This window comes from Mycolicibacterium austroafricanum (assembly GCF_000612725.1).
In the GTDB taxonomy this organism is placed as follows: Bacteria; Actinomycetota; Actinomycetes; order Mycobacteriales; family Mycobacteriaceae; genus Mycobacterium; species Mycobacterium austroafricanum.
In genome coordinates this window covers 1,181,818-1,196,375 of the sequence record NZ_HG964450.1, presented here as the reverse complement: position 1 = coordinate 1,196,375, position 14,558 = coordinate 1,181,818, and the positions used below count along the sequence as shown (strand labels likewise).

The window sequence follows — 14,558 nt, the reverse complement described above, 5'->3', positions numbered from 1 at the left end:
GATTAGGTGAAAGCGCTTGTCGCGCAAGAGCTGACAGGCCCGGCGGGGCTGGCATACACCGACGTCGAGGACGTGCACGGCGGCGATGCCGTCGTCCTCGACGTCGGTGCCGCCGGCGTCTGCTTCCCCGACCTGCTGATGCTGCGCGGCGAATACCAGATGAAGGTGCCGGCGCCGTTCGTGCCCGGCCTCGAGGTTGCAGGCACCGTGCGGTCGGCCCCGGCGGAATCGGGTCTCGTTGCCGGGCAGCGGGTCTCGGCGTTCAGTCTGCTGGGGGCCTGGGCCGAGCAGGTCGCGGTACCGGTGGGCAGTGTGGTGCCGACCAACGACGCGCTCGACGACGGGTCGGCGGTGTGCCTGCTGGGCAACTACTACACGATGCACTTCGCGTTGCAGCGCCGTGGCGCGCTGCAGGCCGGTGAGACGGTGCTGGTGCTCGGCTCCGGCGGTGGGGTCGGCACCGCCTCAGTGCAGATCGCAAAGGCGTTGGGCGCCAGGGTCATCGCGATGGTGCACCGGCCGTCGGCGATCGAGTTCGTGGAGTCGCTGGGCGCCGACGTCGTGCTGCCGCTGACCGAGGGTTGGCTGGATGCGGTGAAGGCTGAGACGGGTGGGCGCGGCGTCGACCTTGTGGTCGATCCGATCGGCGGGCCGGCCTTCGACGACGCGATCCGGGCATTGGCCACCGAGGGCAGGCTGCTCGTCATCGGCTTCGCCGCCGGCGGGATCCCCACCGTCAAGGTCAACCGGCTGCTGCTGCGCAACGTCAGCGTCGTCGGCGTCGGGTGGGGTGAGTTCGTCAACCGCACGCCCGGCGCGCAGGCGCAGGTGGGTGCCGCGCTGGCCACGCTCGTCGACCAAGGACTCAGACCGCCTGAGCCCGTGCGGTTCTCGCTGTCGGACGGGGTGGCGGCGTTGCAGGCCGTCGCGGACGGCGCCGTCAACGGAAAACTCGTCCTGGAGCCGGACCGATGAGCGCTTGCGCGAAGAGCGGATGGCACCGATGAGCGCTTGCGCGAAGAGCAGATGGCACCGATGAGCGCTTGCGCGAAGAGCAGACAGTCGTGATCCGTGCGCTGGCCTTCGACGTGTTCGGCACCGTCGTGGACTGGCGCTCGAGCGTCATCCGCGAACTCGGAGATTTCGGGCGCCGCAACGGTGTCTCCGCGGACTGGCCGCGTTTCGCCGACGACTGGCGGGCCGGCTACGTGCCCGCGATGGATCGGGTGCGGCGCGGCGAGCTGCCGTGGACGCGGCTGGACGACCTGCACCGCGGGCGTCTCGTCGAGTTGCTGGAAGGCACCGGAATCACGGTGAGCGACAGCGAGATCGACGAGCTGAACCGGGCGTGGCACCGGCTGGACCCGTGGCCGGACGCGGTCGCCGGCCTGACCCGGCTGAAGCGGCGCTTCGTCATCACCACGCTGTCGAACGGCAACGTGTCACTGCTGACGAACATGGCCAAGCGTGCGGGTCTACCGTGGGACTGCGTGCTGTCGGCCGAGATCTTCGGCCACTACAAACCCGACCGGGAGGCTTACCTCGGTTGCGCGGAGATCCTCGACGTGGCACCCGGCGAGCTGATGCTGGTCGCCGCGCACCCGTCCGATCTGCGTGGTGCGCGTCGTGCGGGGCTGGCCACGGCGTTCGTCCACCGGCCTCTCGAGCAGGGGCCCGACCGTGCGCCGGCCCGCCCGGCTGACGGCGAATTCGACGTCATGGCAGACGATTTCCACGATCTGGCAGACCGCCTGGGAGTGTGAATCGCGGGCGTACCGTGGTGGCATGACTCACACCGTGCTGCGCATGACCGAGCGGCTGTTGATCGACCCGCCGGAGCACCCCGACACCAGCAAGGGCTACCTGGACCTGCTCGGCGACGAGCCGGACAGCAACCGCGGCGCGATCCAGGCGCTGTGGGCGTCGCGCCTCGGCTCGATGTTCTACGACAACGCCCAGACGCTCGCGCGGCGGCTGATGACCGCCTGGCAGCAGCCCACCGAATGGCTCAACGTCCCGGTCGGCGGTACCGCGCTCGACGTCGGCAGCGGACCGGGCAATGTCACCGGGGCGCTGGGCCGCGCGGTCGGCCCCGGCGGGCTGGCGCTCGGCGTGGACATCTCCGAGCCGATGCTGGCGCGTGCCGTGCGCGCCGAAGCCGGACCGAACGTGGGTTTCATCCGCGCCGACGCGCAACACCTGCCGTTCCGTGACGAGTCGTTCGACGCGGTGGTGTCGATCGCGATGCTGCAACTGATCCCCGACCCGGCGGTGGCGCTGGCGGAAATGGTGCGGGTGCTGCGGCCCGGGCGGCGCATGGCCGTGATGGTGCCGACCGCGGGCCCGGCGGCCGGCCTGCTGCGCTACCTGCCCAATGCCGGTGCCCACGCCTTCGGCGACGATGAACTCGGCGACACCTTCGAGAGCCTGGGTCTGGCCGGTGTGCGAATCAAGACGGTCGGCACCATCCAGTGGGTGCGCGGCAGGAAGTCGTGAGCCGGCGGGCCTGGGCCGCAGTCGAGCGATAATCCCTTTTCGGCGAACCCGCGGCAGTAGGGTTTCGCCTGTGCCAATACCGACGAGCGGTGCGCCGGCAACGGTGGAGATCCCCGCGCAGGGCGGCGCGATCGTCAGCGTGGCGTGCGGCCACCAACTGCGGCTCATCGACGTGGAGGGCACGCAGGTCGCCGACCTGTTCGCGGTGTCGATCGAGAACGAGACCGAGTGGCTCAGCGTCTCGGTGACCCGTGCGATGAACTGGCGGTTGTTCCCCGCGGTGGGACAGTCATTCTTCAGCACCGGATACCGGGCGTTGCTGACGTTCGAACGTGATGACTCGCCGGGCCCGCACGACATGCTCGCCGCACCGTGCAGCACCGAGATGTACCGCGCGCTCGGGTACGACGGTCACCATCGCAGTTGCAGTGAGAATTTTCGGACCGCCGCCTCGACGGTCGACTGGCGGCCCCTGCACGTTCCGGATCCGGTCAACTTCTTCCAGCGCACCCCGGTCGACGAGACCGGGGTCGTGTCAGCCCTGCCCGCGCTCAGCAGACCGGGGGACTCGGTCACGCTTCGCGCCGAGGCCGACATCCATGTGATCGTGACGGCGTGCTCGATGGACCTCGAGCCGATCAACGGGGGGCACTGCACCCCGTTGCGCGTCGAGGTGAGGCCGTAGGCGGGTGCTCAACGCCCTGACGGCGGGGTTGCTCATCGGGCTTTCCGCTGCGGCGCTGGCCGGGGGTGCGGCTCTGCTGGTGCTGGAGACGGCGGCGCTCCGCGGCTGGTTGGTCGCACTGGCCGCCGGCGCCGGCATCGCCTCCGGTGACGCCGCGTGGTCGGCGGTGGTGGCAGCGGCCGGTTCGCCACTTGGGCGACTGCTGGCGCCGGGGGCGGTCGTCTTGCAGTGGACCGGGGTCGTGGTCGTGCTGGCGCTCTGGGTACTCGCTGTCAGAGCGCTCCTTCGAATCGATGCCGTCTCCGGCCCACCAGACGCGGGGCTCCCGACGTCGCCTCGGCGTGCATACCTGGAATGCGCCGCCTTCACCGCGGCGGACACGGTGACAGTCCTCTTCTTCCTCAGCGTCATCGTGGGCGCCGCGCCGTCCTACGGTGGCCTGGAAGCAACGGTCTTCGTCGGAGGTGCCTTCCTGGCGTCGTTGTCGTGGCAATGGGGCGCCGCCGCAATCGGTCGGCGGCGACGCCGCGGCGTCAGCGTGCGTACACGCAGGATCGTCCACCTCATCGACATCGTCCTGCTGACGGTGTTCATGGCGTACATAGGCCTCGGGATGTATCAGACCTGAGGCGCTACTCTCGCTGGCATGAGCACCGGCGGAATCGTCCTGGTCGCGTTGGCGATCGCGATCGGCCTGGTGGGCATCATCGTGCCGATCCTGCCCGGCGGGATTCTGGTGATCGGTGCGATCGGGGTGTGGGCGTTCGTCGAGAACACCGCGGTGGCCTGGGTGGCTTTCGGTGTCGCGGCAGCGTTGTTCATCGCGTCCCAGATCATCAAATACACCTGGCCGGTCAAGCGGATGCGCCGGGCCGACGTGCGCACCTCGGTGCTCGTGGTCGGCGGCGTCGCGGGCGTCGTCGGGTTCTTCGTCATCCCCGTCATCGGGCTGCTCATCGGTTTTGTGCTGGGCGTCTACGCCGCCGAGTTGGGCATCCGTCGGGACGCGGCCCGGGCGTGGGCCTCCACCTGGCATGCCCTGAAGGGCGTCGCGCTGTCGGTCGGCGTGGAGCTCACCGGTGCGCTGCTGGCCACGGTGGCCTGGGTCGTCGGGGTGTTCCTGACGGCGTAGCCGAGCGAGCTTCCGGGTTGCCCGACAACCGCGAACCGTGGTCGCTGAATCTGGTGCGCTCCGCGTGGCAGTTGTGTCGTCGTACTGCCGGCAGATCGAGAGCTGTCGGGGTCGTTCAGGGCGTATGTGTGGACGGCGCGCGAGTCTTGAACTGCAGATGATCGGAGCGGCGTGCGTTCTCGGCGATCAGGTCGGCGATGCGGTCGTATAGCGGGGCAGGGATGTCGTGGCCCATGCCGTCGATCAGCTCAAGCTGCGCACCAGGGATGGCGGCAGCGGTGGCACGGCCCCCACTGGGGTCACACATCCTGTCCGCGCGGCCGTGGATGACCAGAGTGGGGATCTTCAGCGTCCTCAGCGCACCGGTGCGATCACCAGAGGCGACGACGGCTACCGCGTTTCTGGTGATCCCCGCGATGTCATGGCTGCGGTCGTAGGCGATTCCGGCCCGGCGAGCGATGGCTGCGGGATCCGGCGGATATGCCGGGGATCCGACGACAGTGGCGGCGCGGATCGCCCGCGCGGCCTCTTCCTCCCGTGTGGTGACCGGCGGTTCGCCGAACAGGGCGGCCATGACGTCGGGGTGAGCCGCGCCCACCTCGGGCGCACCGGTGGTGGACATCATCGACGACAGGGACAGCGTCCGGTCCGGATGCTCGATGGCGATCGTCTGAGCGATAGCCCCTCCCATGGAGGCGCCAACCAGATGCGCCGCTCTGATGCCGAGGTGGTCCATCAGCCCGACGGTGTCAGCAGCCATGTCCGACAGTGTGTAGCTGACCGAGGTCAGGTCCCCGGCCTGCACTGCCGAAAGATCCGCCGGCGCGCTATCGAGATGGGTGGAACGTCCGGTGTCGCGATTGTCGAAGACGATCACCTGTAGTCCGCGATCGGTCAACGCTCGGATGAACTCAGGCGGCCAATTCACCAACTGCGCGGCGATTCCCATGATGAGTACCGCTGCCGGATCGCCGGAGTGACCATGGCGCCGGTAGGCGATGTCGAGGCGATCAGGTCCCACGCCGTGCGCGATCTGTTCGGATGTCATCGAAGGTCCTCCTGCCGGTCGAGTGCGGTGAGTGCGTCGTCGAGGAACTCGATCAGGTCCTGATCCCAGCCGGCGGCGTCGAGCTGGGGTGCATTGCGTCGCAGATGGGCGAGGGCATCCAGCACGGCCTGGTCGTGGTCGGCGAAGCTGTTGATCAAGTCTCTGGCTGCCTGTGCGAGCTCGATGACCGTCGACGAGGAGGACGGCTGCCCAGCGTCACGCAGCGTGCGCAATTCCTGCCCGAGAGCCGTCCAGGCGTGACGTGTATCGGACGGTCGGCGGTTCCGAGTGTGGCCGGCAATGACCGACATCGCCTCCAGCGTGGCCAGAAGCGACTCTGTCGACGGGAGCGCGCCGGCTTGGACGCAGGCCGCGGCAAGCCAGTCTCGCAGCGAACTCAGTTGCGCGAGTCGGGTTTCCACATGTTGCAGGTGCGTTCTCAGAACGCTGTCGAGACTGACGGAGCCGTCCAGGGCTGAGGCGGTCTCGGTCAGGCTCAAGCCGAATTCACGTAGTGCGCGGATCTGATACAGCCGCCGTACATCCTCGCTGCTGTAAAGGCGGTGACCGCCCGAAGTCCGCCCCCGTGCGGACATGAGGCCGACCTGCTCGTAGTGGTGCAGTGCCCGAACCGACAATCCACTTGTGCGGGCCAATTCGCCAACGCGCCATAGCCGATCCTCGCCGCTGTGCATGGAACGCGACGCTACAACCTCACGCTACGTGCGATTCAAGTGCGGAACGCGCGGGCCGTGAGGTGAATCCCGAGGACCGATTTCGGCGGGACCGCGTCGGCTCCAACCCTCGCCCACGGCTGCGCAAGCTCAGCCGAGCAGGACCTTGCGGAGCCGGCGGATGTCCTCGTCGGTGACGTCGGCGGATTCCAGATAGCCTGTGAGGGAGCCGAACTGGTCGTCGATCGTGCGGCGGGCGGCGTCGAGGTAGTCCTCGCGCACGCCGAGCACGGCGTCGGTCAGGCGCGCCTCGGCCAGCTCCATGATCTCGGGGGCGTCGACGGCGCGCTCTCGCACTGTGGCCAGGATGCTCTCCCGCAACCGGGGGACTGCGACGTTGCTGCGGAGATAGTCCGCCATGATGGCGTCCCGATCCACGCCGGCGGCTTCGAGCACCACGGCGATGGTGAAGCCGGTGCGGTCCTTGCCGGCGAAGCAGTGTGCGAGCACGGCACGCTCCGAGCCGAGCAGGTTCACCACGCGGTGCACGGCACGCCGGGCGAACGGTGCGGTGGCGATGCGCCCGTACTCCTCGGTCATGTAGCGTGCGGCGGCGTCGGCGACCGGCTCGTCATCGGGCTTGTCGGTCATCATGCGTTGGAACGCATGCTCGTGCGGGGATTCCCCGTCGGCGGCCATCGTCTCGACGAACGGCAGGTGGTGAATCTCGACGCCGGCGGGCACCAGGCCGGGACCGTGCCGCTCCAGCTCCCGCGATGTGCGCAGATCGGCGACATCGGTGACACCGAGACCCTTCAGCGCCGCGCGTCCGGTGTCATCGAGCTTCGACAGCTCACTGGCCCGGAAGAACCGCCCCGGTGCGACGCCGGTCTGCTCGGACACGTCGCGGAAGTTCCACGCTCCCGAGAGCTCGTCCCCGGCCGCGGCCACTAGCCGGTCACCGCCGTGTCCGATTGGCGGCTCGCCGCCGTGTTCGATTGGCGGCTCGCCGCCGTGTCCGATTGGCGGCTCGCCGCCGTCGCCATCGCGGACTTCTCCCTACCCAGCTCGGCGCGCGCGATCGTGCGCATGTGCACCTCGTCCGGACCGTCGAACAGCCGCATCGCACGGTGCCAGCTGTACAGCCGAGCCAGCGGGAAGTCGTCACACACCCCGGCGCCACCGTGCACCTGGATGGCGCGGTCGATCACGTCGCACGCCATCTGCGGTGCCACGGCCTTGATCTGGGCGACCAGTAGCTGGGCATCCTTGCTTTTGTTGCCCTGCTGGTCGATGGTCCAGGCCGCCTTGTGGCACAACAGACGGGTCTGCTCGATCTCGTTGCGCGACTTGGCTATTGCCTCACGCACCACACCCTGTTCGGCCAGCGGCTTGCCGAAGGCGATACGGGTCTGCACGCGGTCGATCATCAGCGCCAGCGCCCGCTCGGCCGCGCCTATCGCCCGCATGCAGTGGTGGATGCGGCCCGGTCCGAGGCGGGCCTGGGCGATCGCAAAGCCGGACCCTTCCTCGTCGAGCAGGTTCGATGCGGGCACCCGCACGTTGTCGAACACGATCTCGCAGTGGCCGTGCTGGTCCTGCCAGCCGAACACCGGAAGCGAGCGCTGGATGTCCACACCCGGGGTGTCGGCCGGGACCAGGATCATCGACTGCTGTCGGTGGCTGGGCCCGTCGGGATTGGTACGGCCCATGACGATCAGGATCTTGCAGCGCGGGTCCGCGGCGCCGGTGATCCACCACTTGCGGCCGTTGATGACGTAGTCGTCGCCGTCACGCAGCATGGTGGTCTCGATGTTGCGCGCGTCGCTCGACGCCACGGCCGGCTCGGTCATCGCGAACGCGCTGCGGATCTCACCGGCCAACAGCGGCTCGAGCCATTGCTTGCGCTGCTCCTCGGTGGCGAACAGGTGCAGCGTCTCCATGTTGCCGGTGTCGGGGGCGGCGCAGTTGGTGGCCTCGGGCGCGATCTCCATGCTCCAGCCGGTGAGCTCTGCCAGCGGTGCATACTCGAGGTTTGACAGGCCCGACTCCGAGGGCAGGAACAGGTTCCACAGCCCGCGCGCCTTGGCCAGCTTCTTGAGCTCCTCGACCACCGGCGGCACGGTGTGATCGTCCGGGCCGGCCTCGGCCCGGTAGGCGTGGTACGACTCCTCGGCGGGGAACACGAACTCGGTCATGAAGTCGGTCAACCGGTCGTGATAGTCCTGCGCCTTGGCTGACATCGAGAAGTCCATGACCGCCACGATATGACACGTGTAAACCGTGAGGTCCACCGACCGATCAGGACGGCGCTGCGCCCTGCGGGGCGACGGAGGCGCCGAACGAGAGCCCGAACTGGTTGAGCGTCGCGGGCAGGGGGCGCCCGGGTCGCAGCGCACCATCGGGGTCCAGCGTGAGGTGCAACCGCGACAACAGTGCGGCCAGCAGCGCGCTGGTCACGAACAGCACGAGATCGCGGCCCGGGCATGCGGCGGGCCCAGCGCTGAAGGGCACCAGTTGCGGGTATTGCGAGGCGCGCCCGTCGAGCCAGACGTCGGGGGTGAACTCGTCGGCGAACGGCACCAGGTCGGGGTCCCGATGGAGGGCAGGCACCGGAATGAGCACCGTGCCCGGCGGCGCGACCGTCACCTCGTCGGGCGTGCCCTCATGCCAGGTCGTGGGTGCCGCGATCTCCCGCAGGATGGCGGGCGTGGTGGGCCACAGTCGCACCGATTCCAGCACCGAGGCGCGCAGAAAGGGCCGCACCCGGACACGGCCTGCGTCCTCCGTTTCGCTTCGGGCCAGCGCGTCGGGATGGGTGCAGAGCAGTGCCGCGGCGCGCAGCGCGGCCATCCCCGCCGCGTCGAACGCGAAGAGCCAGTGCGGCACCTGCCCGACGGGATCGACGGCGCCCGATGCGGGTTGGGTGCTCAGCGCGGCCATCAGGCTGTCGGGGTCGGGATCCTCGGCGTAGCGGTACAGCCGCGCGAACAACCGCTCGCGGCGGCGCACGTGCGGCAGGCTGAGGAACGACCAATTGGCCGAGGTGCGCAGCCGCCACAGGTCATCGGTGACGGCCTCGTCGTCCCGCGCCTCGGCGCCCAGCACGAGGCGCCGGACCAGCCGCCACCACGCGACGATGAACTGCGCCGAATCGAACCCCCGCGTCTCGAGCGCCCGGTCGGCGAACTGCGCCGCCTCCTGGTTGACGATGTCCTGGAAGGTGTCCGCCAACCGGTGCAGTTCGGAGCCGGTGTCGAGCGCCGCCTCGTTGACCCGGCGGCGTCTGGCGCGGATGTCGCCGCGGGAGATCAGCACCGCGTGCGGCTGGAACTGCGCGAGCGCGTGCCGTTTCTCCCAACTGGCCGGATCGAACGGATACGGCGACTGTTCCAGCAGACCCGCCACGTCAGCCGGGTCGAGCGGGACCACGATGCGCCGGCCGGGGATGGCCAGCACGACGGGGCCGCGACCGAAGCGCCGGCGCAGAAGCTGCAGCCGCCGCACCCCGCGGGCGTCGGCTTCCCACCGGTCGAGCAGGCCGACGACGTGGCGACGACGGGCGATCGGGCCGGCCGCGATGGACGGCAGACCAAGGTCGGCCAGCGCGCGCAGGGCACGGACACCGGTCAGCCTCGGCGCGCGGGTCATTCGGCGCCCCGCCCTTCCCGGCTGTTGCGGTACGCGGCCCTGCGCATCCTGGTCAGCCACCGAGGCTCCAAGGCGATCTCGGCGCCGCTGCGCACCGTGGGGTCGAAGGGCTGATCACACCCGGGGTCGTCGTCACACAGCTCACGGTCGAACGTCAGGGTGGCCAGTTCCGTGAAAGAGCCTATGCCGCAGGCCTGTTCGACGGTGAACTCGACAGGGCCGGTTTCGATGCGGTCGCGGACGGCCTCCACGGACAAGCCGTCAACGTCGACAGGAGTGCGCATGCGGGCGCGCAACCAGTACAGGCCGCCGCGGTAGCGCAGCGGCATCAGTGTCGAGTACTGCGCCTCCGGCCAGGACCTGACGGGGCGCAACACGACGCGGGCGGCCGACGAGACCGTCAACACGTCCCACGGCCGCGGCCCGTCCGCGTCGCCGGGCATCCGCCACGCCAGGCCGGCGAAGTCCGGCAACGATCCCGGCGTGCCGGCGCCCTTGGAGATACGCCCGACGACCTCACCGGACACCAGCGGCAGCCCGACACCGTCGGGTGCCAGGCGCGTCACGGTGCCGCCGCACAGAATCCCGGAGGGATGAAATAGCCTCTTCTTGCGCAGGGCCGCTCCGCCCCTGATCGGCAAGGTGGTCAGCTCGGAGATGCTCACCCGGTCTGACTGCCCGCTTGCGGCGCGATGAAACGGCCGGGTCGCCACTAGGCCACGACCCGGAACTTCTGCAGCGACGGGTCCGCCGGATCGGGGACGTTCATGCCGGCCTCGACCCCCGAACGCAGGTAGTCGACGACGGCCTCGTTGAGTCGCTCGCCCGGTATCGCGGCGGGGATGCCGGGCGGGTAGGGGGTGATCTGCTCGGCCGAGATACGGCCGGCCGCCTCGTCGGCGGGCACCATCTCGGTCCTGCCGAAGAACGCGTCGCGGGGCAGCATCACCGTCTCCAACTGCAGCTCGTCCGGGTCAAGCAGCCTGATCCGCGGTGGCCGCGGGAAGCTGTCGGCAGCCGAACTCCACGCGTGCAGCGCATCCAGCAGTCGGGCCGCGGTCGCGCTGTCGTCCGCGGTCGACAGTGTGGCCAGGATCCTGCGGTGGTCGCTCATCCCGACATCCAGCCGGCAGTTCTCCCGCAACCAGTCGTGTGCCTGGTACCCCGTGGTGCCCGTCGCGGACACGTCGATCAGCACCTGCAGCCGGTCGAGGTCGTGCGACGCCTGCTCGCCGAGCAGCTCTTCCTCCATCACGTTGACCTGTGGCAGGTCGCCGACGGTGGCGCGGACGGTGCCGGCGAGTTCCAACGCGTCTCCGAGAAGCACCTCGCCGCGCTCGACCATCTGCCTGCGCCACCCGTCGATGGCCGCGTACAGCAGCACGTTGGGGCTCGTCGTCATCAGCAGGTCGGCGCAGGCCGCCAGGCGGTCGCGGTCGATCAGGTCGCCCTGGACGTGAAACACCGAACCCTGCTCGAAGCCCATGCCCATCTTGTGCACGCTGACCACGCACACGTCGGCGTCGGCGTCCATCGCCCAGGTCGGCAGGTCGCGGTGGAACGGTAGATGAGCGCCCCACGCTTCATCGACGATCAGCGGTTTGCCGCGCCGGTGGCAGACCTCGGCGATGCCGCGAATGTCGGCACAGGTGCCGTAGGGGCTGGGGCTGACGATGAGCGCGCCGTCGGCGTCCGGATGCCGCCGCCAGGTGTCCTCGACCTGCTGTGGAGACGGCGGGTGGGAGAAATGCCGCTCGACGTCCCACTGCGGGGTGATCCAGCGCGGCTGCAGCCCTCCGAAGATCAGCCCCGCCACGATCGACTTGTGGCTGTCGCGGCTGACCAGAAGCCCGTCGCCGCCGCCGGCCACCGCCATCATGGCGGCCTTGACCGACAGCGAGCTGCCGCACGTGGAGAAGTACGCGTAGTCGGCGCCGACCGCGTCGGCCATCAGCTCCTCGGCGGTCGCGAGGAAGCCGCCGCGCATCCTGCGGTCGTCGAGTCCGCCGCTGGCCAGCACGTCGCTGCGGAACGGTTCGACGCCGAGCACCTGTGTGACCCGTTCGTCCACGCCGCGACCTTGCCGGTGCCCGGGTGGGGTGAAGCCGTACCGGTCCCGCCGGTGATAGTCGGCGAGCGCGTCGAGCATCGGTGCCTGTGTCTGATCCACCGAATCGGCGTTCCCGCTGGGGTGGCCGACAAACACCGGGAAGTTTGACCGGGCCCGCACCGGGTAAACCGCGCGCCATGTCCTCGCTGTGGACCGACGGTCGCATCGAAATCGCCTCCCGCCCGGACGAGGTGGCACAGGCGCACACTGCCGACGTGCTGGTGGTGGGCGCGGGTATCACCGGGCTGACCACCGCCGTGCTGCTGGCCCGCGCCGGCAAGAAGGTGCTGGTGGTCGAGGCGCGCCACGTAGGTGCGTGCGCGACGGGCAACACCACCGGCAAGGTCAGCGTCCTGCAGGGCACCAAGCTGGCGCGCATCCGAGCCAAGCACGGGCCCGACGTCCTGAGCGCATATGTGACGGGTAACGCCGAGGGGCGGGACTGGCTGATCCGGTACCACGACGACCACGGCCTGGCCTACCAGCGCGAGGACGACCACTCCTACGCGCAGGCCGAATCCGGGCTCAGCACGGCCAGAGAAGTCCTGGCGGCGTGCCGGGAGGCGGGGGTCGACGCCCAATGGGTCGACGAGGCCGACGTGCCGTTCCCGTTCCAAGGCGGTGTGCGGGTGCGCGAGCAGGCTCAACTCGACCCGGTGCCCTACCTCGGCAGCCTGGTCACCGAACTGGAGAAGCACGGCGGAACCCTGTTGCAGGGTGTCCGCGCCACCACGGTGACCGGGACCGATCCGGTCCGGGTCCGGTTCCGGTTGACCGACACCGCGCAGGACACCCGCGACGAGCAGTTCTCGGTCACCGCGCGGCACTGCGTACTCGCCACCGGCACACCGATTCTGGACCGCGGGATGTTCTTCGCGCGCGTCGAGGCGAAACGGTCGTACTGCCTGGCCTTCGATGTGCCGGGTGACATCACGACGCCGATGTTCCTCTCGGTGGACAGCCCCACCCGATCGGTGCGGTACGCCCCGACCGCCGCGGGTAGCAAGCTGATCGTCGGAGGGGCGGGCCACCCGGTCGGCAGGGCCGACAACCCGAGCAAGGCCGTTGCCGAGTTGTCGCACTGGGCCGCCCTGCACTACCCCGGCGCGGTGCAGACTCATTACTGGTCCGCACAGGACTACCACCCCGACGACGAGGTGCCGTTCATCGGCCCGCTGCTGCCCATGCACGAAAGTGTGCTGGTGGCAACGGGTTTCGACAAGTGGGGGATGACCAACGGGGTCGCCGCGGCATTGGCGCTCTCGGCCCGGATACTCGGTGGGCGGATGGACTGGGCGCAGACCTTCGCCAGCTGGCGGCTGCACGAACTGCGTGGGGTGCCCACCGCGCTGCAGGCCAACATCAAGGTGGGTCTGCATCTGGCCAACGGCTGGCTGGCCCCGCTGACGTCGTCGGCCGAGGAGCCCGCAGACGGGACCGGGGTGGTCAGTGGACCGCCGTGGCGGCTGCGCGCCACCAGCGTCGTCGACGGTGTGCAGCGCACCGTGTCGCCGGTCTGTCCCCATCTCGGCGGGATCGTGAAGTGGAACGACTCCGACCGGGCCTGGGAGTGTCCACTGCACGGCTCCCGATTCGCCCCCGACGGCGCGCTACTCGAAGGCCCGGCCACCCGCGGCCTGAGCGGCTGCCGCCCGGCTCAGCTCCGCAATGTGTCAGAGGGGTTGCGCCCGTAGGCTTCCCGGTACATCGCGGCGAACCGGCCGGTGTGTGCGAATCCCCAACGGGCGGCGACTATCTGGACTGTCGTCTGCCCGGCGTCAGCTTTGATGAGCTCGCGGTGGGCGTGGTCCATCCTGACCCGGCGCAGGTATTCCATCGGGGTCATGTCCAGGTACTTGCGAAACATGTACTGCAGGGCGCGAGGTGTCACGTGGACGCTGCCGGCGATGTCGGCGAGCGCGATGTCGGCGTCGGCGTTGCCCTCGATGTAGGCGGTTGCCCGCCGCAGCAGCGGCGGCTTGGCATCGATGCGGTCAAGGGCGGTGGGCTCGGAGGCCGCGTTGGTGGGGAACGCCGACAGCACCACCGCGGCGATCATCGATGCGGTGGTGGACGCGACGAGGCGGGTGGGCGCGGGTCCGTCGGAGTGGACCACGGTGCGCACATACTCGATGGCGGAGTTCAGCTGTAGCTGGGCCTCGGGGGACACCGGGCGGTGGCCGAGCAGACGCACGGAGCCGGCCGAGCGGCCCCGATCGGGGGTCGCGACCCTGTCCAGCAACGCGGTGTCGAACATCGTCAGGTCGTAGCTGGCTTCGCAGACCCGACCCGAGTACGGCAACTCCGGCGGCGACAGCAACGCGACGTTACCGGGGACGAACACGTCCTGCGGTTCCCCGATGAAGTCCTCCTCGATGCATCCTTCGTGCACCCGGCACAGGCAGATCCGGCCCAACGGCGCGGCGTCGTAGGACATGTGGAAGTCGAGCCGGAGCTCGTCGTAGCTGACCGGTCCGAGCCAGCGCCGGTCGATCAGTGCCGATGCCCGCTCGCCGTCTTCGGCACTGATGGACATCTTCGTGTAGGCGCGGACCAGGAAGTCCTCGGTCGCGTCGAGGTCGTCGCTCTCGAAGTGGAGGTCGTCGCGCGGTGCGTATGGCGCCGTCGCAGTGTCGATGGTCGCTGTGTGCATGCTGCTACCCCGCTTTTGCGGTGCTGCGGCGGGGCCGTGGCTTCACCCCCGGGATCCCTCCACCATAGCGGGGTGGCAGCTGGTCCACCCCGGTTCAGTGGGTCGACCC

15 protein-coding genes are annotated in these 14,558 nt (G+C 69.5%); 7 read left to right on the top strand and 8 right to left on the bottom strand.

The genetic code is table 11. From position 1 onward, the window contains the following. The first annotated feature begins 6 nt into the window (after window positions 1–6). The 6 genes from BN976_RS05720 to BN976_RS05695 all read left to right on the top strand — a co-directional run bounded on the left by BN976_RS05720 (window position 7) and on the right by BN976_RS05695 (window position 4,313). Entirely contained in the window at window positions 7–975 is a 969-nt protein-coding gene (locus BN976_RS05720; protein ID WP_036368658.1) for an NADPH:quinone oxidoreductase family protein, read from the top strand. An 89-nt stretch (window positions 976–1,064) separates the two neighbouring features. Next, the gene (locus tag BN976_RS05715; protein ID WP_199558888.1) at window positions 1,065–1,763 is read left to right on the top strand and encodes a haloacid dehalogenase type II; all 699 of its coding nucleotides are present in this window, start codon (window positions 1,065–1,067) and stop codon (window positions 1,761–1,763) included. A gap of 22 nt (window positions 1,764–1,785) precedes the next feature. After that, window positions 1,786–2,496 (top strand): methyltransferase domain-containing protein, encoded by a 711-nt coding sequence (locus BN976_RS05710; RefSeq protein ID WP_036368657.1) that lies wholly within the window; start codon window positions 1,786–1,788, stop codon window positions 2,494–2,496. Window positions 2,497–2,566: 70 nt separating this feature from the next. Next, complete coding sequence (locus BN976_RS05705) at window positions 2,567–3,181, top strand: DUF1989 domain-containing protein (protein ID WP_158498001.1); 615 nt, start codon at window positions 2,567–2,569, stop codon at window positions 3,179–3,181. A 4-nt stretch (window positions 3,182–3,185) separates the two neighbouring features. Then, window positions 3,186–3,809: a LysE family transporter gene (locus BN976_RS31975; RefSeq protein WP_051558296.1), complete on the top strand. Its 624-nt coding sequence runs from the start codon at window positions 3,186–3,188 to the stop codon at window positions 3,807–3,809. Between the two features lie 18 nt (window positions 3,810–3,827). Continuing rightward, the gene (locus tag BN976_RS05695) at window positions 3,828–4,313 is read left to right on the top strand and encodes a DUF456 domain-containing protein (protein WP_036368656.1); all 486 of its coding nucleotides are present in this window, start codon (window positions 3,828–3,830) and stop codon (window positions 4,311–4,313) included. Window positions 4,314–4,428: 115 nt separating this feature from the next. On the opposite strand, the gene BN976_RS05690 is transcribed toward BN976_RS05695, so the two are convergent. From BN976_RS05690 to BN976_RS05660, 7 genes are all read right to left on the bottom strand, one after another. Beyond that, on the bottom strand, window positions 4,429–5,361 hold the full coding sequence (locus BN976_RS05690; protein WP_011777438.1) for an alpha/beta fold hydrolase: 933 nt from the start codon (window positions 5,359–5,361) through the stop codon (window positions 4,429–4,431). Next, window positions 5,358–6,056: a MerR family transcriptional regulator gene (locus BN976_RS05685; protein WP_036368655.1), complete on the bottom strand. Its 699-nt coding sequence runs from the start codon at window positions 6,054–6,056 to the stop codon at window positions 5,358–5,360. The genes BN976_RS05690 and BN976_RS05685 overlap by 4 nt, the downstream gene beginning before the upstream one ends. A gap of 129 nt (window positions 6,057–6,185) precedes the next feature. Continuing rightward, on the bottom strand, window positions 6,186–6,986 hold the full coding sequence (locus BN976_RS05680) for a tyrosine-protein phosphatase (protein WP_036368654.1): 801 nt from the start codon (window positions 6,984–6,986) through the stop codon (window positions 6,186–6,188). Continuing rightward, window positions 6,986–8,290, bottom strand: coding sequence for an acyl-CoA dehydrogenase family protein (locus BN976_RS05675; protein ID WP_051558342.1), 1,305 nt, complete (start codon window positions 8,288–8,290; stop codon window positions 6,986–6,988). Before BN976_RS05675 ends, BN976_RS05680 begins: the two co-directional genes overlap by 1 nt. Before the next feature lie 46 nt (window positions 8,291–8,336). Next, a complete protein-coding gene (locus tag BN976_RS05670; protein ID WP_036368652.1) occupies window positions 8,337–9,686 on the bottom strand; it encodes a cytochrome P450 in 1,350 nt (449 codons plus the stop codon). Beyond that, on the bottom strand, window positions 9,683–10,351 hold the full coding sequence (locus BN976_RS05665) for a hypothetical protein (protein ID WP_036368651.1): 669 nt from the start codon (window positions 10,349–10,351) through the stop codon (window positions 9,683–9,685). Before BN976_RS05665 ends, BN976_RS05670 begins: the two co-directional genes overlap by 4 nt. A gap of 47 nt (window positions 10,352–10,398) precedes the next feature. After that, window positions 10,399–11,856 (bottom strand): aminotransferase class I/II-fold pyridoxal phosphate-dependent enzyme, encoded by a 1,458-nt coding sequence (locus BN976_RS05660; RefSeq protein WP_036369285.1) that lies wholly within the window; start codon window positions 11,854–11,856, stop codon window positions 10,399–10,401. 77 nt (window positions 11,857–11,933) lie between these two features. On the opposite strand from BN976_RS05660, the gene BN976_RS05655 reads away from it, so the two are divergent. Next, the gene (locus BN976_RS05655) at window positions 11,934–13,490 is read left to right on the top strand and encodes an FAD-dependent oxidoreductase (RefSeq protein ID WP_036368650.1); all 1,557 of its coding nucleotides are present in this window, start codon (window positions 11,934–11,936) and stop codon (window positions 13,488–13,490) included. On the opposite strand, the gene BN976_RS05650 is transcribed toward BN976_RS05655, so the two are convergent. Then, entirely contained in the window at window positions 13,454–14,449 is a 996-nt protein-coding gene (locus BN976_RS05650; protein ID WP_036368649.1) for a helix-turn-helix transcriptional regulator, read from the bottom strand. The genes BN976_RS05655 and BN976_RS05650 overlap by 37 nt on opposite strands. Window positions 14,450–14,558 lie beyond the last annotated feature (109 nt).